General features: G+C 61.1%; 21 protein-coding genes. 6 read left to right on the top strand and 15 right to left on the bottom strand.

Annotated features, from left to right (window positions below):
* Positions 1 to 223: 223 nt before the first annotated feature.
* Positions 224 to 1,012, top strand: a complete 789-nt coding sequence (locus DSC91_RS14075; protein WP_115779135.1) for an IclR family transcriptional regulator — start codon at positions 224 to 226, stop codon at positions 1,010 to 1,012.
* 102 nt (positions 1,013 to 1,114) lie between these two features.
* Positions 1,115 to 1,660 (top strand): hypothetical protein, encoded by a 546-nt coding sequence (locus DSC91_RS14080; RefSeq protein ID WP_115779137.1) that lies wholly within the window; start codon positions 1,115 to 1,117, stop codon positions 1,658 to 1,660.
* A 42-nt stretch (positions 1,661 to 1,702) separates the two neighbouring features.
* On the opposite strand, the gene DSC91_RS14085 is transcribed toward DSC91_RS14080, so the two are convergent.
* Positions 1,703 to 4,276: a bifunctional acetate--CoA ligase family protein/GNAT family N-acetyltransferase gene (locus DSC91_RS14085; protein ID WP_115779138.1), complete on the bottom strand. Its 2,574-nt coding sequence runs from the start codon at positions 4,274 to 4,276 to the stop codon at positions 1,703 to 1,705.
* A gap of 353 nt (positions 4,277 to 4,629) precedes the next feature.
* Here DSC91_RS14085 and DSC91_RS14095 point away from each other — a divergent pair, with 353 nt between their 5' ends.
* Together DSC91_RS14095 and DSC91_RS14100 are read left to right on the top strand one after the other, a co-directional pair.
* Positions 4,630 to 5,499: a LysR family transcriptional regulator gene (locus tag DSC91_RS14095; RefSeq protein ID WP_115779142.1), complete on the top strand. Its 870-nt coding sequence runs from the start codon at positions 4,630 to 4,632 to the stop codon at positions 5,497 to 5,499.
* Between the two features lie 761 nt (positions 5,500 to 6,260).
* Positions 6,261 to 6,920: a fimbrial protein gene (locus DSC91_RS14100; RefSeq protein ID WP_373291846.1), complete on the top strand. Its 660-nt coding sequence runs from the start codon at positions 6,261 to 6,263 to the stop codon at positions 6,918 to 6,920.
* 158 nt (positions 6,921 to 7,078) lie between these two features.
* Here the strand turns inward: DSC91_RS14100 and DSC91_RS14105 are convergent, their stop codons facing one another.
* From DSC91_RS14105 to DSC91_RS14175, 14 genes are all read right to left on the bottom strand, one after another.
* On the bottom strand, positions 7,079 to 8,680 hold the full coding sequence (locus tag DSC91_RS14105) for a peptide chain release factor 3 (protein ID WP_115779146.1): 1,602 nt from the start codon (positions 8,678 to 8,680) through the stop codon (positions 7,079 to 7,081).
* Positions 8,681 to 9,305: 625 nt separating this feature from the next.
* Entirely contained in the window at positions 9,306 to 10,262 is a 957-nt protein-coding gene (locus DSC91_RS14115) for a fimbrial protein (RefSeq protein WP_115779150.1), read from the bottom strand.
* 186 nt (positions 10,263 to 10,448) lie between these two features.
* The gene (locus DSC91_RS14120) at positions 10,449 to 13,184 is read right to left on the bottom strand and encodes a fimbria/pilus outer membrane usher protein (RefSeq protein ID WP_115779152.1); all 2,736 of its coding nucleotides are present in this window, start codon (positions 13,182 to 13,184) and stop codon (positions 10,449 to 10,451) included.
* A 134-nt stretch (positions 13,185 to 13,318) separates the two neighbouring features.
* Positions 13,319 to 14,062, bottom strand: coding sequence for a fimbria/pilus periplasmic chaperone (locus tag DSC91_RS14125; RefSeq protein ID WP_115779154.1), 744 nt, complete (start codon positions 14,060 to 14,062; stop codon positions 13,319 to 13,321).
* A 77-nt stretch (positions 14,063 to 14,139) separates the two neighbouring features.
* Positions 14,140 to 14,697 carry a fimbrial protein gene (locus tag DSC91_RS14130; RefSeq protein ID WP_115779156.1) on the bottom strand — a complete coding sequence of 186 codons (558 nt, stop codon included), beginning with the start codon at positions 14,695 to 14,697 and terminating at the stop codon, positions 14,140 to 14,142.
* A 387-nt stretch (positions 14,698 to 15,084) separates the two neighbouring features.
* A complete protein-coding gene (locus tag DSC91_RS14135; protein WP_115779158.1) occupies positions 15,085 to 16,470 on the bottom strand; it encodes an MFS transporter in 1,386 nt (461 codons plus the stop codon).
* Between the two features lie 192 nt (positions 16,471 to 16,662).
* Positions 16,663 to 18,102 carry an NAD-dependent succinate-semialdehyde dehydrogenase gene (locus tag DSC91_RS14140; protein WP_115779160.1) on the bottom strand — a complete coding sequence of 480 codons (1,440 nt, stop codon included), beginning with the start codon at positions 18,100 to 18,102 and terminating at the stop codon, positions 16,663 to 16,665.
* Entirely contained in the window at positions 18,099 to 19,136 is a 1,038-nt protein-coding gene (locus tag DSC91_RS14145; RefSeq protein WP_115779162.1) for an aldo/keto reductase, read from the bottom strand. Before DSC91_RS14145 ends, DSC91_RS14140 begins: the two co-directional genes overlap by 4 nt.
* A gap of 82 nt (positions 19,137 to 19,218) precedes the next feature.
* Complete coding sequence (gene fae / locus DSC91_RS14150; RefSeq protein WP_115779164.1) at positions 19,219 to 19,743, bottom strand: formaldehyde-activating enzyme; 525 nt, start codon at positions 19,741 to 19,743, stop codon at positions 19,219 to 19,221.
* 627 nt (positions 19,744 to 20,370) lie between these two features.
* Positions 20,371 to 20,661: an H-NS histone family protein gene (locus tag DSC91_RS14155; RefSeq protein ID WP_115779841.1), complete on the bottom strand. Its 291-nt coding sequence runs from the start codon at positions 20,659 to 20,661 to the stop codon at positions 20,371 to 20,373.
* A 165-nt stretch (positions 20,662 to 20,826) separates the two neighbouring features.
* Positions 20,827 to 22,026 (bottom strand): serine hydrolase domain-containing protein, encoded by a 1,200-nt coding sequence (locus DSC91_RS14160; RefSeq protein WP_115779166.1) that lies wholly within the window; start codon positions 22,024 to 22,026, stop codon positions 20,827 to 20,829.
* Positions 22,027 to 22,117: 91 nt separating this feature from the next.
* On the bottom strand, positions 22,118 to 22,321 hold the full coding sequence (locus DSC91_RS14165; protein WP_115779168.1) for a hypothetical protein: 204 nt from the start codon (positions 22,319 to 22,321) through the stop codon (positions 22,118 to 22,120).
* 521 nt (positions 22,322 to 22,842) lie between these two features.
* Positions 22,843 to 23,103 carry a hypothetical protein gene (locus DSC91_RS14170; protein WP_115779170.1) on the bottom strand — a complete coding sequence of 87 codons (261 nt, stop codon included), beginning with the start codon at positions 23,101 to 23,103 and terminating at the stop codon, positions 22,843 to 22,845.
* A gap of 87 nt (positions 23,104 to 23,190) precedes the next feature.
* Positions 23,191 to 24,657, bottom strand: coding sequence for a sigma-54 interaction domain-containing protein (locus DSC91_RS14175; RefSeq protein ID WP_115779172.1), 1,467 nt, complete (start codon positions 24,655 to 24,657; stop codon positions 23,191 to 23,193).
* Between the two features lie 313 nt (positions 24,658 to 24,970).
* On the opposite strand from DSC91_RS14175, the gene DSC91_RS14180 reads away from it, so the two are divergent.
* Together DSC91_RS14180 and DSC91_RS14185 are read left to right on the top strand one after the other, a co-directional pair.
* Positions 24,971 to 26,371 carry a GntP family permease gene (locus DSC91_RS14180; RefSeq protein WP_115779174.1) on the top strand — a complete coding sequence of 467 codons (1,401 nt, stop codon included), beginning with the start codon at positions 24,971 to 24,973 and terminating at the stop codon, positions 26,369 to 26,371.
* Between the two features lie 212 nt (positions 26,372 to 26,583).
* The gene (locus DSC91_RS14185) at positions 26,584 to 26,985 is read left to right on the top strand and encodes a RidA family protein (protein ID WP_115779175.1); all 402 of its coding nucleotides are present in this window, start codon (positions 26,584 to 26,586) and stop codon (positions 26,983 to 26,985) included.
* Positions 26,986 to 26,988: the final 3 nt, after the last annotated feature.

The raw sequence follows: 26,988 nt of genomic DNA on the forward strand, positions 1-26,988 counted from the left end.
CGCGAATGGTGAGCACTTCGTCCTGCGCTTTCTTATGAGGTATTGGCGTTTGTCAATTCACCAATGAACGTATTATTCATATACGAATCTTTTGAAGTCAAGCAACGTGCACTGCACCAAACGTCAGTGTTTCCCCTGGCGCGGGGCCACCTCGCTTGAGATTCCCCACGCACTTACACTCACGCGCCAGATAATGCGAACAACACACGGAGCTTTGCTCACCATGGACGCAGAAGACAAAGACGATGCCGACCGTTACCGCGCCCCCGCGTTGGACAAGGGCCTCGACATCCTTGAACTGCTCGCCGAGCAGAAAGAAGGGCTGACGCGCGCGGAAATCACCAAGCTGCTGGGACGCAACGCGAGCGAGATGTACCGGATGTTGGAGCGGCTGGTCGCACGGCAATACGTGGTGCGCTCGGCGGCGGGCGACCGTTATTCGCTGAGCCTGAAGCTGTACGCGCTCGCGCACCGTCATCCGCCGATGAACCGTCTGATCTCCGAAGCGCTGCCGCTGATGCAGCGCTTTGCCGATGCTGCCGAGCAATCGTGTCATCTGGTGGTGTACGACCGCGGCAATCTGCTGGTGATCGCGCAGGTGGACGGACCGGGCACGTGGGGGATGTCCGTGCGGCTCGGTTCACGCGTTGGCCTGATCGATACCGGGTCGGGCCGCGTGATGCTCGCGTTTCAAAGCGTCGAGCAGCGCGAACAGATGCTCGCCGAACACACCAAGGTGAAAGGCGAAGTCACGATCGATCGCGGCGCCCTGGAACAGGTGTGCGAGCGGATTCGCGCGGCGGGGTTTTCGCAGAAGGACAGTCAGCAGACGTTCGGTGTCACCGACGTCACGTTCCCGATCCAGGGGCCGTCGGGCCAGGCGATCGCGGTGCTCACTTGCCCGTACTTGAAACGTATCGACGAATACGTTGCGCCGACGTTGGAGGCGGCGACAGCGTTGCTGCGCGAGACGGTGCGGGCGTTGTCGATGTTTCGGGACGCGGCTGTCTAGCGGGCCGTTGCAAAATCGTCCGCTTCGTCACATGGTTTAGAATGGCGACCCTCTCAAAAACCACGCCGCATGGGTCCCCTCGTGCGCGCCCATCGATAAGCAATGGCGAAACTTCTGACCGATTCCGAATTCCAGCGTTTTTCCGAACTCCAGCAGAAGCAGTCGAGCTTCACGATTACGCCTGAAGAAGCCGACGAACTGCGCGACATCGTCGCTCACGCGCAGAAGCGCCGTGACGATCGCGCCGCGGCAATGCAAAGCATCGAGACCTTCATTCAGCAATTCGACATCAGCCCGGACGAGCTGTTTTCGGCCGAGCAGATCGGCGACGCCGCGCGCACCTTCGGCCTGATTCCGGCGGCGAAGAAAGAACGCGTGCTGCCGCCGCAGTTCACGTTCAACGGCAAGCCGTATCAATGGACAGCGCGTCCGCTGCCGGACGACATCCGCGTGCCCTTGTTCGACGCCTTCAAGGCAGGTGAATCGGTGAAGTCGTTCATCGCGACGCTGAAGGACGCGAACCGTTGCGCGGCGACGATTGCACGTCTGGAACGCGAGACGGGCGCGGTCTACGCTGAAGCGTGGCTGGAAGAATTGGCCGTGACGCGCACGCAAGTCGACGAAGCCGCGGCAAAGCTGCCGGCTTGAGGCGCGCACCCGCGAGAGCTGAACGTCGCAGCAAGCCGCCGTTCATCCCTGCGCGGGTTCGTCCAGCGCCATCCTGAAACCGATCACGCCCGGATCTTCCGTCGGCGTGATCGTGAAGCCGCAAGATCTGGCCAGCGCGATCATCGGCGCATTTTCCCGCAGCGCCTCGCCGACCAGCCAATGTATGCCGCGCGCCCGCGCGTACTTGATGATCCGGTCCATCAGCAATTGTCCAAGGCGCCGGCCTTTCTGGTCCGAGCGCACCGCGGCGGCGAACTCTGCGGTCTCGTTGTCCGGATCGGCTACCGCGCGCACCACACCGAGGGTGCGCGTAAAACCTTCCTCGCTCGTCACCGTCGCAATCAGCGCCATTTCGCGGTCGTAGTCAATCTGCGTCATGCGCGCGAGCTGCGAGTGATCGAAACTGCCAACCGCGCCGAAGAAACGCAGGCGTAGATCTTCGGGCGTCATCGCTTCGACGAAATCGTGATGCGCGGCTTCGTCCTCCGGGCGGATCGGCCGCACCGTTACACGTAAGCCTTGCCAGTCGAGCGTCTCTTCGAAGCGGCGCGGATAAGGCACGATCGCGAGCCGGCTGCGCGTCGGCGCGATGCTCAGGGTCGGCTCGACAACCACGACATGGTCGATGAACACCCTCAGCGTCAGATTCAGACCGACGATCTCCTTGACGTCGCAGACCGCCTGCGAGAGCGCCGTCAACGCAGCCAATGCCGGCTCCGGGTCGATGAGCCTCGCGTAACGCGAACGCGCGACGATGTCGCGCGCCAGCATCGGGTTGAACGGCGGCAGGCCGTAGACACGCAGTGGCTCGGACACGCCATCCACCGACGGCGCGGTGAAGCGGAAAACGGGGCCGAAGTTGTCGTCGTCGTGAAGCTCGACGGCGATGTCGACAACAGGTTTTTTAAGCGCCGTGGCGGCCTGGTCCGCGCAATCTCCGGTTGCCGGGTCTGGTCGTCCTGCTGCAGCAGGCGGCTGCGCTGGCACTGGTGTCGCATGTAAAACCGCTCCTTTCATCAGTGCTTGCGTCAGCCCTTGCATTGACCCTCGCGCCAATCCCTGCACTTGCTCCTGTGTCGACTCCGGTACCGCTGCATGTGTTGCGCTCACGCTCTGGTCGTCCGCTTGCGGTTCGACACGCAGCCCGAAGCGCTCAAGAAACTGCGTTGCGGCCTTGCCGGTTAGTTGGTGCTCACCTGCGACGATGGCGGCGCGCGCCTGCGCCTGAGCGGCGTCGATGGCTTCGGGAACCTGTGCCGGCAAACCTTCCGGCGTCTGCATCAGCAGTTCGCGGCCCATCCGGTAGTCGACCAGCCGTGCAAACGCGCGAGCGAGCCGCTGTGGCGTCGTATGAACCGGGATGCCCTGGGCGTGCAGCGCGTCGCGCGTGGCTGCATCCACGCCGCCAAAGAAACACGCGAGCAAGCCGCGATACGCGAAGCGCTGATTCGCGATCAACGCCTGCGCGACCTCGCCGACCGGCGCACCATGCGTCGACGCGTGGACCACGAAGGCCGTGCCGGTGCTCCGATGCTCGGCGAGCAGCTTGAGCGCGGTGCCAAAGTGCTCGGGACGGGCGTCGTCGCCGAGTCTTAACGGGTTGCCCGCCACCGCGCGCGGCAGCGCTTCGCTTAGCCCCGCGTCCGCCTCGGCGGGCCACGGCGCGAGCGTGTCGCCGGCGGCGGCGAAGGCGTCGCAGGCGAGCGTCGCGAGGCCGCTGTCACTCGTGATCAGCGTTGCCGTCGCGCCCGCCGCCACCCGGCCCACGCCGAGCGTTTCGATTTCGTCGAGCAAATCGTCGAGCGCATCGACGCGCACCATGCCCGCGCGACGGAACGCGGCGGTGTAGAGCGCATCGGCAGGATCGGAACGGCCCGAGCGCAACGCCAGCACCGGCTTGTTGCGCGCCGCCGCGCGAGCCGCCGACATGAACTTGCGCGCCGCGCGCACCGTATCCAGTTCGAGCAGGATGGCACGCGTGCCGGGATCGCTCGCCAGATAGTCGAGCACGTCGCCGGCATCGACGTCGGCCTCACCGCCCAGCGCCACCGCGTGCGAAAACCCAAGCCCACGCGCGTGCGCCCAACCTAGCACGGCGTTGGTTAGCGCGTTCGACTGCGAGACCCACGCAACGCCCCCCGCCTTCACCGTGCACGACGGCGCACCAAAATGTGCGTGCAGCGCGGGCGTCACCACACCGAGACTGCCCGGCCCGACAATGCGCAACAGATGTGGCCGCGCCGCCGACAGCGCATGCCGCAGTGCCAGGCGATCCTCATCGCACCGCACCTCGCCGACGATGATCGCCGCGCGCGTACCCAAACCGCCGAGTTTGTGAATGATGCCAGGCCACGTATCGGGCGGCGTGCAGATCAGCGCGACGGTAGGTGCCTCGGGCAGATCGCCGGCATCGCCGATCACCGCGCGGCCGCCGAGCGTGTCGTATTTCGGATTGACCGGCCACACCGGACCTTCGAAACCACCCTCCAGCACGCGCGCCCACACCATCGCACCCGTGCTGCCCGGTCGCTCGGAAGCGCCGATCACGGCGACGGATTTGGGTCGGAACAAGGCGTCGAGATTGCGAACGGTCACGGGCGCTCCGTTGAATAGGAGGGCGCGCCGACAGCGAGGCGCGTGTCTTCGTCAGGATAGGCGAAGTCGACGATTTGCGCGGCGCTTCTGCTTAAGCCGCCTGGCGCGCACGAAGGTCCGGTTGATCCAGGCCAGCGCGCATCAGAATTTTTTTAGCGTGCTCAAGCAAAATATCGAGCCGAAATGCGACAATCCTAGCGCTGCCAGGCGGCACGTCAGCCTCCAGATCCGCAGGCTGATTGATTGCCAGCAAGGCGCGTCGGAGACAACGCGCGGCACGAACCTATATTCCGCGGCTCAGGTGTGACGCCAACCCACCTGCACCGGATGAACAGAGACACGGAAGGTGATTTATGCGGCGCTTGCCATCGTTGATTGCGTTGCGCTTCTTCGAAGAAACCGCCCGTCATATGAGTTTCAATCGTGCCGCCACCGCCCTGTGCGTAACGCAAGGTGCCGTGAGCCGGCAAATCAAGCTGCTCGAGGACTCGCTTGGCGAGAAACTGTTCGAGCGAGATCACAAGGGTATCCGTTTGACGCCAGCCGGATTGCAGTTGCTACCCTGTCTCTCGGACGCCTTCGACACGATCGAACGCGGCTTCCGGCAAATCACCGCGGCCAAAGGCCGACGCCGTCTCGTACTCGCCGTGCCGCCCACTTTCGCGACGCAATGGTTCTCGCCGCGGCTCGGTTCGCTGGCAGACGAGTTGCCCGACGTCGAACTGTCTGTCCGCACGTCGCCCACGGAAGACTGTCACTGCAATATCCGCTTCGGGCGCGACGCGCTGACAGGTGCGCATTCCGAATTGTTGATGATCGAACGCCATGTACTCGTTGGCGCGCCGCGTCTGCTCGGCGAATCGCTCGATATGCTGCTCGAACATATGCCGGCGCTACATGTGCTGCATAACGACGCCCGCCTCGACCTGTGGCCGAATTGGCTGGCGACGGCGGGCTTACCCGCACGCTACGCGGAGAACGGCATCGAGCTCTCGACGCTGGAGCAGGCGATCCACGCCGCTCGAAAGGGAGTGGGGCTGGCGGTGGTCGATCGGAACATGATCGTCGAGGAACTGGTGGACCGCAGTCTCGCGCAATTTTCCGACGTTGAAGTGAACGGACCCTTCGGCTACTGGCTCGACGTGGCACAACGCCACGCGGCGCTCGAGCATGTGCAGGCGTTTGCCGGATGGATGCGGGAAGAGGTTTTGAAGTTGGGGTGAGGTGGGGTGCGTCAGGCTGGCGATCGCCGGTCACACCGCTCTTTCGCGCCATGCACTCAAGTGGCGAACATTAATGTCGCTCGCCCCGACGCCCGATTTATCCATACGTACGTAGGAATGTTATTACACAACTAAGAATGATCCTATGTATTGCGAGATGACATCCGGCAAATATTAAGTCTGGCGTGCGCGCGGCGTGATGCCGAAACCGGCCCTGGTGACCGCGACCTGCGTTATTTCCCTGCGACCACAGCTCTTTCAAGTGGGCGTCTCGCCGGGATCATCTGCGACTCACATTGTGACCACACGCGCTTTGCATCGACGGACGGCCGATGCGCCTCTACCGTCCGCCTTCCCGCTAGCGTCAGTTGAATCATTCGCAACGGTAGCGATGCTCACTGACTGCGTCCAGCTCAATTTGAAAGGTGAATATGATGTTCAATTCAAAATTAGTCCGGCGTTGGCTCTTGCACGCGCTTGCTTTCGCAGCGATAGGACTCGGGTGGGCAGCAAGCGCCCATGCGCAGTCGTGTAGTGCACCTGGTCTAGGCGTAAACGTCACCTTTGGAACCGTAGCTGCGTCCACCTCACTTGCGGTCGGTTCAACGATTCCGGGCGCGGAGCAGCCATTTCGGCTCTCTGGCCAATGCACCGGACCTAATAGCGCGAACAAGAAGATTGTACTTTGCCCCGTTTTATATGGACCTCTCAGCGGCACGAATGGGGTCTGGTCGAGTGGCATCGCGGGAGTCGGTATTCTCGTGCGTTCCAGCCAGGGAACCCCGGTACCACTCAGTACCAGTTGCGCAGACGGTTCGCCGTCCGGCTATACCGACGCGAACGGATCCTTCAGTTTTTCCGGTACGTTCGAACTGGTAAAGACCGGCACCATCACAGCCGGATCGGTTACCGGCAACACGTTCGCCCCAGTTCTCGTCCCGAGTACTGGCACTTACGTCAAAGTCAACAATAATTCGGCGGGCTTTAACTTCGGTACCAATTCGTCAGTTCGCCTCGTCACTTGCTCCGTCACCGCTGCGACTGCAAATCAGACAATCGCGCTCACAGCAATCAGCCCGTCCATGCTTAACAGCGCCGGTGCAACTGCCGCGACCACACCTTTCTCGATCGACCTTACCTGCCAGTCCGGCGTGAAAGTGGCGGTGACCTTTAGCTCAGCGTCGGGCAACTCGGGAATTCCGTCAGTCATCGCGTCGAATGGCACCGCCAAAGGCGTGGGCGTGCAACTGCTTAACGCTTCGCGAACGCCCATCAGTCTCGACACGGCGCTTCAGTTGAGTTCGGGCACCACCGGAAACATGTCGTTCCCGTTCTACGGACAGTACTACCGGTTAGGTGGGTCAGAGGTAGCGGCAGGGACCGTCAATGCGTCTGCAATCTTCACGATGAGCTATCAATAGCAGGTCTGCGAAACGCCGGATGCGGCAGCCTCGTTAGCGAAACGAGCGAACGCAAGGAAAGCGCCGGGCCGGTTCATCCCGCAGTGGCATAGCTCCCTCGTTACGACGCGCCCATTTGCTGGTATGACTGCAAGCCGCGCCAACAAATCCCCATGCGCCTACATGACCTTCTTGAACGGTGCGCCCGAATGCTCGCGCAACTCGTTGAACACGATCTTCGGCCACGCCTTCTGTGCGACTTCGATTTCTCCCACGTGCGACGCCAAATATGTTGGCGCATCGGACGCGTCAAGTGCGATCCGTGCCGCATACGAATCGGTGAAACGGCGTAGCTCGGCGGCATCGTCACAGGTCACCCAACGCGACATCCGATAGCGCGCCGGTGCCATCCGCACGTCGACCTTGTATTCCGTCGACAAACGATGCGACACCACTTCGAACTGCAGTTGCCCCACGGCACCAAGAATCATCAAGCCGCCCACTTCCGGACGGAACACCTGAATCGCGCCTTCTTCACCGAGCTGCTTCAGCGCTTCACCAAGTTGCTTCGCGCGCATCGGATCGACCACTTCGACCGTCTGGAAAATTTCCGGTGCGAAGAACGGCAACCCAACGAACTGCAACTGCTCGCCCTCGGTCAGCGTATCGCCGAGACTCAACGTGCCGTGATTCGGAATACCAATGATGTCACCCGGATACGCCTCGCTTACCGTCTCGCGACGCTGAGACAGGAATGTCACCACGTTATTCGCGCGGAAGGTCTTGTTCGTGCGCGTGACCTTCACGGCCATGCCGCGTTCGAAATGCCCCGAACACACACGAATGAACGCCACGCGGTCGCGGTGCGCCAGATCCATGTTCGCCTGCACCTTAAACACCACGCCGGTGAACTTGGGTTCGTCCGGCATCACCGGACGCTGAACGGTCATACGCATCGACGGCGGCGGCGCCAGATCCACCAGCGCGTCGAGAATTTCCTTCACGCCGAAGTTATTGATCGCCGAGCCGAATAGCACTGGCGATTGCTGTCCGGCCAGGAACTGCTCGCGGTCAAAATCAGGCGATGCGCCAGTGATCAGATCGATCTCGTCCTTCGCCTTGACCCAGCTGTGACCGAAACGGCGTTCGCCTTCTTCGTCGCTGAGCGCTTGCAGCGTTTCAACTTCACCGCCCGCTTTATCCTGGCCGGCACGGAACAGGCGCACCTGATCGCGCTGGATGTCGTACACACCCTGGAATTCCTTGCCCATGCCAATCGGCCACGTGAATGGCACAGCGGCGACACCCAGGTGCTGTTCGATTTCGTCGAGCAATTCGAGTGGCTCGCGCACTTCACGGTCGAGCTTGTTGATGAAGGTGACGATCGGCGTCTTGCGGCTACGGCACACTTCGAGCAGCTTCAGCGTTTGGGCTTCGACGCCGTTCGCGCCGTCGATCACCATCACGGCGGCGTCGACAGCGGTCAGCACACGGTATGTGTCTTCAGAGAAGTCTTCGTGGCCTGGGGTGTCGAGCAGATTGATGACGGCGTCGCCATACTCGAACTGCATGACCGAGCTGGCCACCGAAATGCCCCGCTGCTTCTCGATCTCCATCCAGTCGGACGTCGCGTAGCGGTTGCTCTTGCGGCCCTTCACGGTACCGGCAATCTGAATCGCGCCCGAGAACAGCAGCAGCTTTTCGGTGAGCGTGGTCTTGCCCGCGTCCGGGTGGGAAATGACCGCGAACGTGCGGCGGCGTTTGAGTTCGGAGACTGACATCGGGTCTGGCGGTCACGGATAGGGGTTCGGGCGATCCCCAGAAGCTTGTGGCCTCTGGTCTGCCACGTTAAGCGCGGCAGCGTCGGGCTGCGGGAGCTGGGTCGGGGACCCGCGTCACAAGGCAACTCGACCGCGTTGGAAACAGGTCGCGAACGAGCGTTCGACAATACGGGAATCGCCAGCGCAGAACAGCGCAAGGTGCGAATGATACACGTCATGAGGACGTGCGGAGGAAATGGTGCAACGCGCAAGCGCCGCGGCGCTTTCCAAAACCCGGCAAAACCTGTCACACGCCGTGTTCACCGATCTGACGCGACATCTGCTTGCACTCGTCGAACAGCACATCGGCATGCCGCGTTGGCACGTTGGCACGTTGGCACGTTGGCACGTTGGCATAGACTACGTGTTGCGGCCCCCGACGCGAGCGATGTGCGGCTGACTTTCTGATTCGTCTGCTTCGCTATATAGCCGACAATCTCATTAGCTTTGTTCCAGATCGGGCGCGACCTCGTCCCTCTCAACCAAAACCACACAACGCATTCGCCTCCAGGGCTGTCATGTCGTCCTCCTCATGTTGCAAGGATTGGTTCCGCTCCTGCGCAATACATCCCAAAACTTGGCTTATCTACTGATACGTTATGTTGACAGTTATGCCAGCGTTTACCGTCCCGGGTTGAACGGCTGCTGTGGCAATGTACTCCGCAAACAAGCTCAACACGCCATCACTGTTCTGGATCTGTACGACCCTGGTGTTGTTCGTGCCATCGGCACGGATCGTGCTGCCGTCGTTAGAACTACCGAGGAGGACTCCGATGCCTTTAGCGGTCCCTGTATTCGCAAAAGCATAAGGGTTATTTTTGTCACCCGTGCCTTGGAACGTGAATTGTGCCGTATTCGTCTCGGCTGAACACTTTGTTACAGTAAGAGCGAACGCCTGTTTGCCGGCAATACTGCCGACCGACGAAAGGCCCGACCGTGCTACAGGCGGGAGGGTTACTGTTCTACTAACATCGCTGGGAGCGAGGGAACAAGTAGGGTTTAAAAGATGAACTGTGCCGTTAAGTATCTGGTTTAAGTTAGATCCTGAAACGTTATTTATCCCACCTTGACCATCCAGCTGAAATACAGAATAGCTACTTATATTTACATCACCACTTCCATTTCCCGACCCGCCCTTAATAAGGACAATAGAATAGGTATAAGAAAAAGTTACTGAATAATTGCTCGTGCTATATCCCGTTGCGACCGAACCTGTCGTGTATATGGCACCCCTATATCTAATACCAACGACGACCCCTGGAGCGACAGTCCTTTGCTGGGGATTAATCCAGGCATAAATGCTCTCAGACGGCAGGGCAACTCCAGTGACTCCCGAGCAGGCAACATTGTACGTAATTTGATTTGATTCCCATATCACAGTTCCATTTGGCGTCGACGATGAGACATAGACATTGCCAGGCAATGTATTCGTTACGGTGACAGGCCCACCTGACGTATTTTGATAGCAGCTTACCGCATGGCTTATCCCGGGTGCACACAGCGTGGCCAAAGTAAAGAACCACATAATCCAGATCTTTTTCATGTTCAACTCCGAGTCGGCGCGTGTAGCGCCCTGGTTTGCCGCGAGTCTGAGAACTGAGTATCAGTCGGGCGGTTTTGAATGAAGGTGCTTCCCGCGGTGCCTTTACGACGTGCCAGTACAGCATCGTTTCCGTCGCAGTCAGCGCAGCTCATTCATCGATTCATTTCGGACGTCGCAATCATCCGTTCACTTTGCCGCTCCCGCGCCAGTGGAAACCAGGTCCGCACTGATTCCGTCAGCCGCAATGCAATGTCCTTCCACCGAGGTGTAAGCTGCTGCCGCCTGCACTGTCGACTTCGGCAACACATAATCAATCCGGCACTTTTCGGACGGCACCGAGCCCCATTCCACAAACAACGAGCCCTTGTCTGCCAACCCACGCGCAAAAATTCGACTGTCCTGTGCGACGACGCCGACCGTCTTGCCATTCCCATCGACCACATCCGCGCCGAACGGCAGTGCCTTGTCGCCCAATCGCGGAGCGCGGATCAACGCGGCACGCCCGCTCACTGTCTTGTACTTGATCATCACGACCGAGCCGAGACGCGGAACCGCCTGCTCCGAAGTCGATTCGAATTCAACGTCGGCCGATGTGCCCTTCGGGTCGATGTCGACGGTGTTCATTCCGTACGGGGTGAGGTAAGGAATCACCGCGTAACCATGACCATTGAGCTTGACGCCCGGCGAGCTAGTCACGCTAGCGCCCGCAGCGCCTGGGGCTTCGACGATGCCGAACGTATCGCCAACCGTCTGCGAGAACGTCACGCCGCCCGGATGCGCGACGACCGACCCGCTGATACCGGCCGACATCTGGCTCGAACCTGAGCCCGCGCTTGCCGAGGCCGTCATCTGCGCATACGGCGCGCGCCATGCACCGCTCACGCCCGTGTTGGCGGAACTGCTGCTGTTGCCACTGCCGTACATGCCGTACGCGTTGTACGAATACTGGTTCGCATCGCCGAGCGAGCCGCTCACGTTGGCCTGCAAGCTGGTGCTGCCGCCCGAGCTCGACAGGTTGGTCGACACCAATGGCGCATGCTGGCCGTGGCTGAGCGGTAGCGTCGTGCTGAGCATGTACTGGTTGGACATCGAACCGTTGGCGTTGCGGGTGCGTCCCGCAGTAATGTTGTACGTCCCGTACTTGAAGCCGTTGGTATAGCCAGCCTGATAGAACACTCCGCTGCCGCTGTAATTCCAGTACTGCTGGGCTGACGCGCTCAGGAACACGGAACCGTGGCCCTTCAAATTCTGGTTGATCGTGAGCTGATAGCGGTTGCGCTCACGATAGACAGAATCCGTATCGCCGCCGTGCATCGCCAGATCGCGCACGGATGCCGCGTCCGACAGATTCATAAAACCCGCCGTCGAATAGCGGTAAGCCGCAACCGCAATATTGGTGTCCGTAGGATCGATGAACTTGCTGTAGCCGATACGCAAGCTGGTGCCACGCATCGTGCTTTGATTCGGAATTTGCGTTTGCGCACCGGTCACGTCTGCCGAGAACGCGCCGAGCTTCGTGTTCAATGCCGCGCCCACATTAGCCGCCACATAGCCGTTGGCAGCCACGCCACCGCCGTAGGCGGTGATGAGATTGGTGAGGCCACGTTGCAAGGTGAACTGCGCAAAATTCGGCTTCGTTTCGAGCGCATCGCTACGCAATTGCCCAGCGGTCACCGAGAATCGCGTCGTACCGGGCCGCAGCGATTGTGCAACCGAAGCAAACGGCACCGTAAAAGTCTTGGTACGGCCGTCCGCCTCGGTCACCGTCACGTCGAGATTGCCGCCATAGCCGCTCGCATACAGGTCGTTGATTTCAAATGGACCCGGCGACACGCTGGTTTCATAGATTACCTGACTGTTTTGACGGATTGTCACGCGCGCATTCGTTTCCGCCGTACCGCGCACCACCGGCGCATAGCCGCGTAGCGATTCCGGCAACATGCGGTCGTCAGTGGCGATCTGAGCGCCGCGAAACTGGACGCTGTCGAACACATCACCGGCCGTGTAGCTGTCACCCAACGTCACTTGCGACTTCAGTGCTGCAACATCGTGCTGCACATAGGTCGCGATGTTGTCGAAATGCGTGCTCTGACCAGTCTCCTGCGACACCGACGATTGGTGGCGAAAATGCCACGCGCCAATGTTCACGCCAGCATTCAGGCCCAGGTAGCTTTGTGTCGACTGCGTACCCGAACCCGCGGTGCGGTAGGTATTCGCGTTGTAGCTCACGAAGCCCGCGTTCACACCGGTTTGCCACATGTCAGGCGGCACGTAACCGCGCGCGGCGTTGCGCATGTATTTCTGCGGCACGCTCAATGTGAGCTTCTGTTCGGAGAAGTCGAAGTCGACGGTCGCATCCGGCACCGTTCCGAGAAGGTCAACGCATTCGTCGGCGTTGACGGTTTCACCGGATTGCTTGCTGGCGTCAGCGCTTGCGCCGGCTGCTGCGTGCGGCTTTTTTCCCGCGACTTCTGCTGTTTCGGCAGATGCATGTTCCGTCAGCTTCGCGCCGGTAGCGGCACCAACCTTCGCGAAATCAACACCGAGCGTTTCCAGCATCTGACGACCAAAGCACGCACGTGCGCTTTGTCCGTCGCGACTCGCCACGAAGCGCACGTCCTGGCGCGCCACACGAACATCGTTGACCCAGAGGTCGACGGAGTACACACCTGGCTGCACGATGTTGCCGCTCGTGAACCGCGCGACGTCCACGGTTTGATTCGGGTCGGTACGCAGAAAGGTCGTGTCGAACTGGACAGCTGCGCCGGTGCCGCCGGACTCTGCTGCATTCACGCTCGCCGACTGGACCCCGCCCAGCACCGCGAAAACCGACATAACAACGACGGCCACAGGGCTCAGGCCGAACGGACCAGAAGATCCACTGGTGCGAGCATGCGACTGATGACGAGGTGATAGTTTCATGATCTGGCTGACTTCGGATATCGGGCAACAGGCGTGCGTCGTCGCTGTGCGTTGCCTGTGCAACGCACGCCGTGTACGAGAATTGGTTTAACAATGGGCGAGAGGCCGTCGCCCGAACAGTGAACTGCTGCGGTCTATTGCCCGAGCGTCGCGTCGCCGTTGAGTGCGCCGCCGTAGTCGCTGATCGCGGTGTAGTGAACCTTTGCACCTGCCGATACGGCATTCATCTTTGCGATCGGCAAGACCGCCGACGCGCGCGGTGCGACCATGCCACCCTGTTCGTTCTTGTAGGTGTGACCACCGCTTTCCACATCGACTTCGCTAAACGACACGTAGTACGGCGTCGGGTTCGATACGCTCACCGCCTGGCCCTTGCCACCCGGCGACGCAGCAATCTTCCAGGTCAGCTGCGCCGGCGCATCTTCAGGCTTGCCCTGCAATTTGGCGGGACGCACGAACACCTTGATGCGGGTGCGGTAGGCCAGTTGAAGCGAATTGGCATCAGATGCGCCGCTGGCCTTTGGCGGAATATCCAGCACGTTGAGCCAGTAGACCGATTCGCGATCCTGCGGCAACGCTTCGCCGCTATACATGACGCGCAGCGTTTGCGCTTTCTTCGGGTCCATCCGGAAGATCGGCGGCGTAATCACAAACGGCACCTTGATGTCCCCGGGTTTTGCATCCGCGTCACCGTCATCCATCCATACCTGTACGAGCGAAGGCTCACGGCTGTCGTTATCGAGCTTGACCGTGACTTCGCGCTGCTCGAGCGGATACACCACTCGCGTACCGCCGATCGTCACGCTTGCATGTGCGCTGCCTGCGAGCAGCGCACATGCAAAACCGATTCCCATCGTCATTTTTCCGAGCAACTTCATCACAACCACCTTTATTCGTAATCTTGAAAAAAAGACCATAAAAAGGCGTTCGCCTGAGCGAACGCCTCGGCCTGCGCTTACTGGTACTGCATCGTGTATTGAACCGACGTATTCACCGTACCGGCACCCGCTTTGCCCGTCGCGTAGTACTGTGCGAAGTACTTCAGGTTGGCGGCGCCGCCCGTAATCGTCGACGCGTTGCTTGCCAACTGGTTATTCGAGTTCGTCGTGATATTGATCGGTTGCATCTGCGCGTTCAGCAGTTGAACTTGCACGTTCGTCGCCGTACCCGAATTAGTCAGATTGCCGCTGTTCTGGTCTACAGTTGGGCCATTTTCAAAGCGGGCGATCGCTTTCGTTGCCGTGCCGCTGCAACCGCTCAGGTTCAGCGCCAGGTCAGTCGGGCTCGACGTGGCGGCAGTTGCGCCAAGCACCGACAGAGAGCCCGACGACACCGGCGCCAGCGTGATCGACTTGTCAGCCGGGACGCCGCTCGCGGTCCCATTGATTGAACACGTGGTGTCCAACACGGTACCGGTGACGGTGATCGTGCCGTCCGCGGCATTAGCGCCGAACGATGCGAGACCCATCAGACCGCCGGTTGCGATCGCGATTGCGGGGAGAATTGATTTCATGTTTGCTGCTCCAGTGAGTTAAGAAGATTGGTGAATCAACGGCGAATCGATATTGCGTGAGATCCACCATTTGCCCCTGGGTGCTCCAATGTTCTTCGCCGGGGAAATGGCGGTCTTTGTTTCGAACTATTGGTCTCTCGTTCAGGCGCAAACCAATGTTAGGTTTTCGAGATTCCTAAGTACCTAGGAGAATTCCGATTTATGTAGGAACTGCCCTACACGACGCGCGATTTCATCCGACAACTGCTCCATCACACGAAGCAAGTCGCTAGGACTTTTCCTAAAAATCTAGGAAAAGAGACGGCTCAATTAAAATTCGACGTCACAAAAGCAAAACCCGCCGCATCGTTGCCGATGCGGCGGGTTTTCTTGGAGTGCTCAGGCAGGCTACGTGCCGCTTGCTTCGTTTAGCGTCAGGTGCTTCGTCTCAGGTGCCCAGGCGATTGACACCGTCATGCCGATCAGCAGAACGGCTGCGAGCACCATCATCGTCACGTGGAAACCCAGATGGACAATGCCGAGCGGCAGCAGAAAAGTACCGACAGCCGAGCCGAGACGGCTGCACGCGATCGCAAGTCCAACGCCGCACGCGCGCACTTCTGTTGGGAAGCACTCCGGCGGAAACACGCCGACCAGATTCGAAAAAGCGGACATCGTCAGCGTGAAGATTGCGAATGCGACGATCATCGCCAGCGTCGCAGACTCCGGCAGCAAGCTCAACGCGATCAGCGACAAGCACGTCACCGCAAACGAGCCGATCAAGAACACGCGGCGCGATAACTTGATCGTGAGCCAGATGCCAATCAGCGCGCCCAGCACGAGAAAGCCGTTCAGCAGAAAATCCGCACCCGACCCGTCGTTCAGATGAATGGCTTTAAGAATGGTCGGCAGGAACGTGTAGATCGCGAAATACGGAATCACGAGGCAGACGAAAAATGCGCAGTTGAAGACCGTTCTGCGGATCAGGTCCTGCTTGAACAGGCGCATGAAACCACCACGGGTTTGCGCGTGGCCGTCTTCACCTGCGTCGAGCGTCACGTTGGGACCGAAGTGCCTGAGTACGATCGTTTTGGCTTCAGCGATACGTCCCTTGCCGTACAGCCAGCGCGGCGACTCCGGCGTGCCCATACGCAACAGCAGCACGATCAAGGCCGGAATGCCCGCTGACGCAAGCAACCACCGCCACGCATCCGGCGACGCGTCGGCATAGTGCATGCCGAGCACGTTGGCCACCACATAACCGATGGTCCACACCACACTGAACGAACCTAGCAATGTCCCACGATGTTTTCGCGGCGAAAATTCAGCAAGGATAGCGTGCCCAACTGCAAAATCACCGCCCATGCCAAAGCCGATCAACACACGGAGCAAACACAATTCAAGTGGCGAACTCACGTAAAACTGCGCAAACGCTGCCGCGGTAATGATCAGGAAGCTCAGCAGGAAAATCTTCTGCCGTCCAAGCCGATCCGACAACCAGCCAAACACGAGACTGCCGACAAAGATGCCCATCAGCGCGGAACTGCCGATCATGCCCATCCAGAACGCGTCGAGCGGCATCTGGCGATTCAGCGACGCCAGCGCATAGCCGATCGTGCCGAGCGCATAACCTTCGGTAAAGTGCGCGCCGAACGTCAAACCGGCGATCTTGACGTGGAACGCGTTCAGCGGAACGTCATCGAGAGAAATGCGGCCGTGCGCGGTCGCAGCCGCCGCAGGCGGCATGGTGGGGGCGAGGCCGAGAGTGGCGGCCTGGGTATCCTGATTGCTCACGCTGTCTCCTTGTATGTATATGTGTGCGGTTGGCGCGGCGCCGGCGCGATGCCGAGGCCGCGCCAAACCACGCAGTTCGGCGCATGATTCGCTTCGCTGTTCATCCAGTCATTCGCTTCGCTGTTCGCCGCATGCTCCAGCGTGCGATACGTCAGGCGAACACGTGCGATGGATGAATGCGCTAAATGAAGATCAGCGTCCGAGGCCGCCCATCATCGTGTACTTCAGTTCGGTGTATTCATCGAGCCCGTACTTCGAGCCTTCGCGGCCAAGCCCCGATTGTTTGACACCGCCGAACGGCGCGACTTCGGTCGACAAAATACCTTCGTTGATGCCGACCATGCCGCTCTCCAGCGCTTCGGCAACGCGCCATGCGCGGGCGAGATCGCGCGTGTAGAAATACGCGGCAAGGCCGAACGGCGTGTCGTTGGCGGCGGCAATCGCTTCGTCTTCCGTCTTGAAGCGGAAGCATGCGGCCACAGGGCCGAAGGTTTCTTCCGCGGCGATCAACATCGTCTTCGACGCATCGATCAGCACGGTCGGCTCATAGAACGTGCCGCCGAGCGCATGCGGTTTTCCACCGGTCAGAATCTTCGCGCCTTTTTGCAACGCGTCGGCGACATGCGCTTCCACCTTCTTCAGTGCCGCCTGATTGATCAGTGGACCTTGTTCGACCTCGCCTTGCAGCGCATTGCCGACGCGCATCTGACGCACAGCTCTGGCCAGCGCCAGTGTGAATGCATCGTAGACGCCGTCCTGTACGTAGAAGCGGTTCACGCACACACAGGTCTGGCCGGTGTTGCGGAACTTCGACGCCATTGCCCCTTGCACGGCGGCGTCGATATCCGCGTCGTCGAAGACGATGAACGGCGCGTTGCCGCCGAGTTCCAATGACAGCTTCTTCAGCGTATCCGCCGACTGTTTCGCGAGCAGCTTGCCCACGCGAGTCGAGCCGGTGAACGAGAGCTTGCGCACGGCTTCCGACTCAGTCAGCGCGCCGCCGATCGCCACTGCATCGCCGGAAACGATGTTGAACACGCCAGGCGGAATGCCCGCCTTCTCCGCGAGCACAGCCAGTGCAAACGCGGACAACGGCGTCTCTTCCGATGGCTTGAGCACCATCGTGCAACCTGCCGCGAGCGCCGGTCCCGCCTTGCGCGTAATCATCGCGAGCGGGAAGTTCCACGGCGTGATGGCCGCGACGACGCCAACCGGTTCGCGCGTCACGATGATCTTCGCTTTCGGATTGGGGCTGGGGATCACGTCGCCGTAGCTGCGCTTGGCTTCTTCGGCAAACCATTCGAAGAAGCTCGCCGCGTAGCCTACTTCACCACGCGCTTCGGCAAGCGGCTTACCTTGCTCGAGCGTCAGCAATTCGGCGAGCGCGTCGCGGTTCTCCTGCATCAACTCGCCCCAGTGCTTCACGCGTGCGCCACGCTCCTTTGCGGTCAACCGGCGCCATGCCGGAAAGGCCCGCTCGGCTGCGGCGATGGCTTGCGTCGTTTCCGCCGCGCCGCCTCTCGCGACCTGAGCGATCACCTCACCGGTCGCCGGGTTCAGGACGACATACGTACTCGCGCTTTCGTACCACTCACCGCCAATGTAATGGCCGGTTCGGAGAAACTCGTTCATGCGGCTTTCTCCAGATTCTCGACGAACACACCTTGCGCAAGCCGCGCTTCGCGCGCGATGCGTTTGCCCGCGGTGTAGTCGTTGATCAGATCGCAGGGTGTGTAGTTGCGTTCGAGTTCGAACAGCTCGTCCGCACTGAGCTTCGTGCCGAGTGCCGCCAACGCGCTATCGAACTGCGCGGGCGTATCGGCGCCGACCAGCATGCTCGCTACGCCGCCGTGATTGAGCACCCACGCTTGCGCGATCTGCGCCGCCGACACACCGCGCCGCGCCGCCACACGCGCCACCGAGGCAGCAATCTCACGCGACGCCGTATCGCCGTACATTTGCGCGGTGAAGAAATCGGTCTGATTGCGCGTCGAATTCGGATCGCAGGTCAGCAGCCCGCGCGCCAGCGGACTGAACACGGAAACGCCGACGCCCTGATCCTGGCAGTACGGAATCATTTCGCGTTCTTCCTCGCGGTAGGCGAGGTTCAACTGCAACTGCATGTTGATCGGCTTGTGCCAGCCGTTGCGTTCGCACACTTGGATGATCCTGGCGAACTGCCACGTGTACATCGTGGATACACCGATATAACGCGCCTTGCCGGCACACACGATATCGTTGAGCGCGCCCATGGTTTCTTCGACCGGTGTATTCACGTCGAAGAAATGCAGCATGTAGATGTCGACGTAATCCATACCCAGGCGCGCAAGCGACGCGTCGATGCCGTCCATGATGTGCTTGCGCGAATGGCCGCCGGCATTCTGATACGTGCCCATGTCATAGCCGACCTTGGTTGTCACGACGATTTCCTCGCGGCGCGCGATGCGCTTCAAGATGCGCCCCACCACTTCCTCGCCCACGCCGGTCGAATAAAAATCGGCGAGGTCGATGAAATTGACGCCCGCTTCCAGCGCGTGACGCACGATCGGCTCGCTTTGCGCTTCGTCGAAAATCCACGGCTTCCATTGCGGCGTGCCCATGTTCATCGTGCCGAGGCACAGACGCGAAACCTTCAGGCCCGACTGACCGAGGCGAATGTATTCCATAGTGCTTGTCTCCTTCCTGATCGCATCCAGTTGCGCAAGCGGTCGCGCCGCACTCACGGCGCGCGAACCGCGTCGCGTGTGATTAGCGTTGCTTTGGGGTGTAGAACGGATTCGATACGTCGCGCGCGGCGGCGAACACTTCATCGCGATGCGGCAAGCCTTTCATCGCCGCGAGGATCGCGTTCCTGCACGCGCGGTAGTTGTTCTCGAACACGGCGTCGAGATCGTCGGTGGCCGGGTTGACCCAGTTCGCGGACACCACCACCCAATCGTTTTCCGCTTCGGGCGGCAACGTGCCGTTCTCGAGCGACTCGGCCACCGCCCTGGCGATGCCGGCCTGCGAAGCGCCCCACGTTGCATTGCCGTGGAAGTCGCTGCCGATCTGCGCCTTGTTCACGTACAGCGTCAACGGCTTGGTCGGCACGCCCGGACGCGCGATCACGACGAACGGCGCATGCCCCGCGGAAGGCGTCGCCAATGCGGTAGCGAAGGCTTGCCCTGCGGGCCCGTTGCGCGGGCCGACGAGTACGTTGATATGCGCAAGATTGACGCCGGGGCCTTCGAATCCTTCGCCGATAAAAAGTTGCTTGTCCGTCGATACGCTCATGGTCTTTCCGTCGAGGTTGAATGGATGACCGATTGTGCTGTTCGACCGTCGCGACCCTGTATCGATGAGTTTTGATCCGGGGTATGAGGCGAACTCATCTCCGGGTTTGCCCCGGGACACTTCGGGTGGCGATCAGGTGGCGCATGAGTTCCCACACACCAACGAACGCAAAGGTGAGGTTTTTCGGGACTCGCGATTGCGAACCCCGAATCGAGGCGAAAGGTGAACAGACCCGCGGCCACTCACGCACCAGCGGCGCCAAGTTCGGCAACGAGGCAAAGTCCCCGGAGAAGACGGCGCGAGAACCGAGCGACGGCCTACGCGATGCTTCGCATAGCCTGGGAACGCCCGCCAGCAAAGGCTGGCGCGGGTTTGGAGGAAAGTGGCGCAGCCGCGAGAGAGCGCGACGGCGATCGCACCGCAAGGTGCATCATCTGACAAAACCAGGCTCACCGAACCAACGAATCCTGACGCGAGGCGCCTCGCAAAATCCACGGCGCGCGTTACAGGTTCACGCGAAAGGTGAGCGTTTTCGGGACCTTCTAAGCGGTGCGAGAAAAACCGGCCGCAACTTCACTTCGGAAAAAGCCGGCGCGTTGCAAGCGCGAGCGCCAAGTACGACGGGCTTCAGACTTCGATCAGAAAGCGCTCGCGATTCTTGCCCACAAGCCAGCCGGGCGAACGGCCACGGCCGCTCCACGTCTCGCCGGTTTTCGGGTTGCGGTACTTGGCTACCGAAGCCGTTTTGCGTCCCGTTGTACGTTTGCTCGTGAAACCCAGCTCTTCCGCCGTGAGGTCGTATTCGGCGACCTTCTGCTTGATCTCGGCGATCGCCTGCGCGATTTCTTTTTCGCGCGCCGCCGCGACTTCCTTATGGAGCTTTTCGAGCTGGGCAGTCAACTGTTTGTACGAGGCCATGACGGGTACTCCGATCGATTTGACGAACTGCAGTGCGGACATTTGCGGACACTATCAGACGAATAAAGCGCCGGATAGAGCGGCCCGCGCGGGGTTACCCGCACAGGGCGGCCTGCGACTGACCGCCGATCAAAGCGACCTGCTCAACTGCCGCGGCCGACGCATTCAATCGTCAATTGCATCGTACACGCGACGCTCGAAATCGACCGACATTGGGAATGGTTCGACAGCACGTCGCTGAATCAGCATGATGCCGATCAGGTCTTCCACCGGATCGGCGAACCAGCTCGTGCCATAGGCTCCCGGCCAGCCGAACGAACCCATCGAGCGGTAGCCGAGCGGCACCTGCTGCGCCGGATCGTCGACGATGGACAAGCCGAGGCCAAAGCCCTGCCCCGCCCACAGCACATGACCGAACGCCGGCACGCGGCGCTGGTCGCGGGTCAGAAAATTCGAGCGCATCAAATCGACCGAGCGATGCGACAGCAAACGGGCCGAACCGACGCGTCCACGCCCCAACAGCAGTTGCGCGAACTGCAGATAGTCTTGCGCCGTCGAGACAAGGCCGCCACCGCCGCTCTGAAACCGGCCGGGGTTCGCCCAGCGGCTCGCCGACGGATGATCTTCGACCACACGCCGCCGCGTGCCCGCCTCGACGCCATAAGCCGTCGCCAAACGCGCAAGCTGCGCGTCGGGCACCCAGAACGCGGTGTCGCGCATGCCGAGCGGTTCGAAGATCCGCGTCCGGAAGAAATCGCCGAGCCGCATGCCGCTCACACGTTCGATCAGCACGCCGAGGACGTCGGTCGCGATACCGTAATGCCAGCGCGAGCCGGGCTGGAACATCAACGGCAAGCCGGCTATGCGCCCCAGCCACGCGCTGGCATCGCCGCGCGCCTCAATGCCGTTGAAGGCCGCCGCGTAAGCTTCGGCCAACGGTCCGGTGGCGGTGAAGTGATAAGCAAAGCCGGCGCGATGCGTGAGCAGATCGAGCACGGTCAGCGGTGCTCTGACCGGGTCGGTTTCGTCGAGCGGGCCGGTGGGGTCGCGCAGCACGGATGGCGCCGCCAGCTCCGGCAGCCACGATGAGACCGGCGTGTCGAGCGCAAGCCGATCCTCTTCGATCAGCATCAGGATCGCCGCGCTCGTCACCGGTTTGGTCATCGACGCGATGCGAAACAGCGTGTCGCGCTCCATGGGCAATTGCGCCGCTTCGTCGCGCAAGCCGAGCGGCTCGAAATAGCCGATTTCACCGCGCCGCCAGACCAGCGAAACGACCCCGGTCACTTCGCCTCGGTCCACATAGCCTTGCATGGCGTTCGTGAGCGCCGTCAGCCGGGTGGCTGAAAATCCTGCTGGGTGCATGCTTCTCCTGAGTTCCTGGGCGTTACGTTCCCTTATTTCTGCAGGAAACGTTACCCGATCAGACGGTACACGTCACCCTCTTGGCGGACGGTTATGTTTTCTGCCGCTCCTCCAATGCGGAGAGAGCCGCATTGAGCCGTTTGACGCGACTGGCCTGCGCGGGCACCAGTGGCGCGCCGGACACCAGGTTAATGCGGTTGCGCCAGTAAGACAGCGGGATGCGGTCTTCAGCGGAAATATGCGTGATTACGTTTTCAAGGTGTTCGATATCTTTTTCGAGTTGGAGGTGATTCATTGCTGTCCCCGGAATTACTCGTTGAGCCAATGTAGAAGCACAAAGCATGCCGCGATTGCTCCAGCCACTCAGTTGAAACGGAAAGTTTTCCTGAAGTCAATAATTCGGGCCGCCGCGAACCGGCAAAACCTGCACATTGTTTTGATTGTGAGCCGGCCCGATGAGGGTACTGCGGCGAAACCTCGCGTTCCGTTAGATGCCGCACCGACTTCGCTTAACGGCGAAATCCGAGCGCTTTGCTATCGGCGCAAACGGTAAAAGTAATAATCCCGAAGAAGTCCGATTAATATTCGCTGCGCATCGTAGCCGTTTCTGTCAATGCACATTAGAGCCGGATATTGATGACGGTCATATGCCATTGGCATGACATCCGTTCGCCGTACGGCCGGGTTTTGTCGGGTAAAACGAAATCTGCGCAGAGAGGGAGATGCCCGCCCTGTGGCCGAGCTTGGCCGAGCGGCGGGATCGAGGAAGGAAAGTGGCAATCGCACGCACCGCGCCGGCCATCGGCCGGCATGGCGTCATTTCGCCCGGCAGGCGTAAATCAGACTGAGCGTGCCGTTGTCTCTGGATTGGCGCACGACGTCGAACGCGCCGCCGCACGCCGCGTTTGCCTGCTGCGAGCAGGAGTCCGAGCCGGCCGGACATTGGACCAGAGTCGTCTGACGGCCGTCCGACAGAAACAGCGGTGCGCTGCTGCTGCAACCGCACAGCAAGACGATGGCGGGAAGCGCCAGCGTGGCGCCGGCGCGGCGCGCGAAAGAGGAGAGACTGCGTTTCATTTGAAACCCCGATCACATCTTGTTTTTCGATCACGCGATTGTGCCACGCGGCAATTGCACTGCGTCGCGCGATGTCGCCGGACTTCGTCACACCTCGATGCCGTATGCCGCGATCTTCTTGTAGAGCGTCGCGCGGCCCATGCCGATCTGCATGGCCGTCTCGATCACGCGGCCGCCGTTGGCACGCAAGGCGTCGCCGAGGAAACGCTTTTCGAACGCAGCCATGGCGTCGCTCCACGACGTCGCTTCAGGCGCCGCCGAAGCCGCCTCTGAAGCGTGCGCGTCAGAGGCGGCGGGTACGTGCGAACGATGGCCGCCTTGCGCCGGGCCAATGAACGGCGCCAGCGCACGCGCATCGATTCGCTCGCTGTCCGAGAGCACCACCGCGCGCTCCAGCGTGTTGCGCAACTCGCGCACGTTGCCGGGCCACCCATACGAACACAGCAGCCGCAAGGCATCGTCCTGCAATTCGAAGTGACTGGCGCCGCGCGCTTGCGTCGACAGGTCTTCGAGCATGGTGTAGGCGAGCGCTTCGATATCGGACGAACGCTCGCGCAGCGCCGGCGCGTGGATCGTCAGCACGTTCAGCCGATAAAACAGGTCCGCGCGGAAACGCCCTGCCGCGACCAGCGCCGGCAAATCCGCCGAGGTCGCGGCAATAATCCGCACGTCCGCGCGAACGATCCGGTTCGAGCCAAGCGGCTCGAACTCCTTGTCCTGCAGCACGCGCAACAGCTTGCCCTGCAAAGGCAGCGGCATGTCGCCGATTTCGTCGAGAAACAGCGTGCCGCCGTTCGCCAGTTCGAACTTGCCGACGCGTCCTTTCCGGTCGGCACCGGTATAGGCACCGGGCGCGGCGCCGAAGAATTCCACCTCGAGCAAAGTGTCCGGAATCGCCGCCACGTTGACGGTCACGAGCGGCCAGTTCGCCCGTGCCGATCCGCCGTGAATGGCATGCGCCAGCAGTTCCTTGCCTGTGCCGGTTTCGCCGAGCAACAGCACCGGGGACTCGAGTTGCGCGGCGCGGCGCGCCTGGCGCTTCACTTCGAGACTGGCCGCGCTTGTGCCGACAAAACTGCCGAACGTGTATTTCGCCCGTCTTGCCTGCGCGAGCGACTGGCGCGTTGCAATCAATTCTTCCTGCACGCGCGAGTAATGGGAAAAAAGCGGCGTGAGCGCCTTCAGCTCATCGAACAGCGCGAAACCCACCGCGCCGACCGTATCGCCCGCATCGTCTTTCAGCGGCAACCGCGTCACGACAAGCGGCTCGCGGCCTGTTTCGAGGATGTCGAGCAGAATCGGTTTGCCGGTCTTCACGACCTCGCGCATCAGGCTATTGGGGATAACCTCCTCGCAGTCCCGGCCAATCGCCTGTTCCGGGTCAGAAAAACCGAAGCGCGCCGCGTAGCGCTTGTTGATCCAGACGACACGCGCCTCGGCGTCGACGATGAACGTGCCTTCGCTGAAGTTTTCGAAAGTGCGGAAAAGCGAATCCATCGCCCGGCGGAGTACGTCGCCGTAGGTGGCGGGCAGGCCCGCCCAGTCGTTCATCATGGTGTCGCTGTCTCCGGCTATCGTTCTATTTATGCATATCTCATTTCGTAGACAAGATTATCTCACCTGCGAGATTGCCAGCAAGCTTACCCAATAATGGTTTAACCTCGACTCGGTCCAAGTTTGGCCGATCGGCGTCCCGTTCTGGAGACGTTTGGGTACAATCGGCCGCATCGCGTTTCGAACTTCGGCCTGTGAAATCAACGGCCAGGCCGCTGCGGCGTGTGTGGCATGGAATCTGCATTTGCGGGCGCCGGGCCGTCGCAGTCATCGAGACGGCGTACACGTAGAACAACCAAGCTTTGGAGACTCAATGTCCTTTGTTATCGTCCTCGCCGCGCTGGCGTTTCTGATGTTCGCCGCGTATCGCGGCTACAGCGTCATTCTGTTCGCGCCTATCGCCGCCCTCGGCGCCGTGCTGCTGACCGATCCAGGCGCCGTCGCGCCGGTGTTCTCCGGCATCTTCATGGAGAAGATGGTCGGCTTCGTGAAGCTTTACTTCCCCGTGTTTCTGCTAGGCGCGGTGTTCGGTAAAGTCATCGAACTGTCCGGCTTTTCCGAATCGATCGTGGCTGCGGCCATCCGCTACATCGGCCGCTCGCGCGCCAATGCAGTGATCGTCGCGGTGTGCGCACTGCTCACCTATGGCGGCGTATCGCTGTTCGTGGTGGTGTTCGCGGTGTATCCGTTCGCCGCGGAGCTGTATCGTCAGAGCAATATTCCGAAACGCCTGATGCCTGGCGCGATCGCGCTCGGCGCGTTCTCATTCACCATGGATTCGCTGCCGGGCACCCCGCAGATCCAGAACATCATCCCGACCACCTTCTTCAAGACGACGTCCTGGGCCGCACCCACGCTTGGCGTTACGGGTTCGCTGTTCATCATCGTGGTCGGCCTCACCTATCTGGAATGGCGCCGCCGTGCAGCAATGGCGACCGGCGAAGGCTACGGCACGGATCTCGTCAACGAGCCGGAACGCATCGAATCGAAGCAACTGCCGCATCCGCTGCTCGCGGTTGCGCCGCTGGTGCTGGTCGGCGTGGCGAACTTCATGCTGACCCGCTGGATTCCGAACTGGTACGGCACGACATACACCGTCGCCCCGGACATCCTGCCGGGTATCCACACGCCGGTCACGACGGCGATCAAAAACGTCGTCGCGATCTGGGCTGTTGAAGGCGCGCTGCTACTCGGTATCCTGATGGTCGTGGCAACGGCGTTCGGCCGCGTGCGCGAACGCTTCGCGGTCGGCACCAAGGCGGCGGTCGCGGGCGCGCTGCTGGCTTCGTTGAATACGGCTTCGGAGTACGGCTTTGGCGGCGTGGTCGCGGCCTTGCCCGGCTTTCTGGTGGTCAGCGATGCGCTGAAGAGCATTCCGAATCCGCTCGTCAATGCGGCCGTTTCGGTGAGTTCACTGGCCGGCATCACGGGTTCGGCATCGGGCGGTATGAGCATCGCGCTCGCGGCCATGTCCGACACTTTCATCAAGGGCGCGGAAGCCGCGCATATTCCGATGGAAGTGCTGCACCGGGTCGTTGCAATGGCGAGCGGCGGCATGGACACGCTGCCGCACAATGGCGCGGTGATCACGCTGCTGGCGGTCACGGGTTTGACCCACCGCCAGTCGTACCGCGATATCTTTGCGGTGACGGTGATCAAGACGCTGGCGGTTTTCTTCGTGATCGCGGTGTATTACATGACGGGGCTGGTTTAACTGTTTCGCTCTGGCAGACGACCGATCGTGCCTTCCACGAACGTGAACGGTCGGCCTCGTCGCCGCAAGCGCGCCGCATCAGGCCGCATCAGGCCGCATCACGCCGCGCTTGCGGCGACGCCACATGTCGCGAATGAAGCATCTCCTGCCCGGCATTTTGATCGGTTAGCTTAGCGCCATCGACAATCCAAGCCCGCTAACCGACCGCCCCCATGAGCACCGCGCCCGCCTTCTGGATGATCCCATCCGCCCCGACACCGGTCGGGCCCTTCTCCCATGCCACTGAAACCGACGGCTGGGTGTTCCTGACCGGCCAGATGCCGACGTCCCCCACCGACGACGCCGCGCCGCTGCCGGACGGCGTGGTCGCGCAGACGCAACGGGTGATGGACAACCTCGTACTCGTCCTGGAAGGCGTCGGTCTGGGACTGCAACACGTGGTCGCCGTGCGCATCTTTCTGACGGAGTTCAAACGCGACTACGCGACGATGAACGAGACCTACCGCGCCTATTTCCCCGCCGACGCGCTACCTGCCCGAACCTGCATCGGCGTCACCGCGCTCGCGCGCGATGCGCTGGTCGAGATCGACTTCATCGCGAAGCGGCCGGATTGATCC

It is taken from the genome of Paraburkholderia caffeinilytica (genome assembly GCF_003368325.1).
GTDB lineage: Bacteria > Pseudomonadota > Gammaproteobacteria > Burkholderiales > Burkholderiaceae > Paraburkholderia > Paraburkholderia caffeinilytica.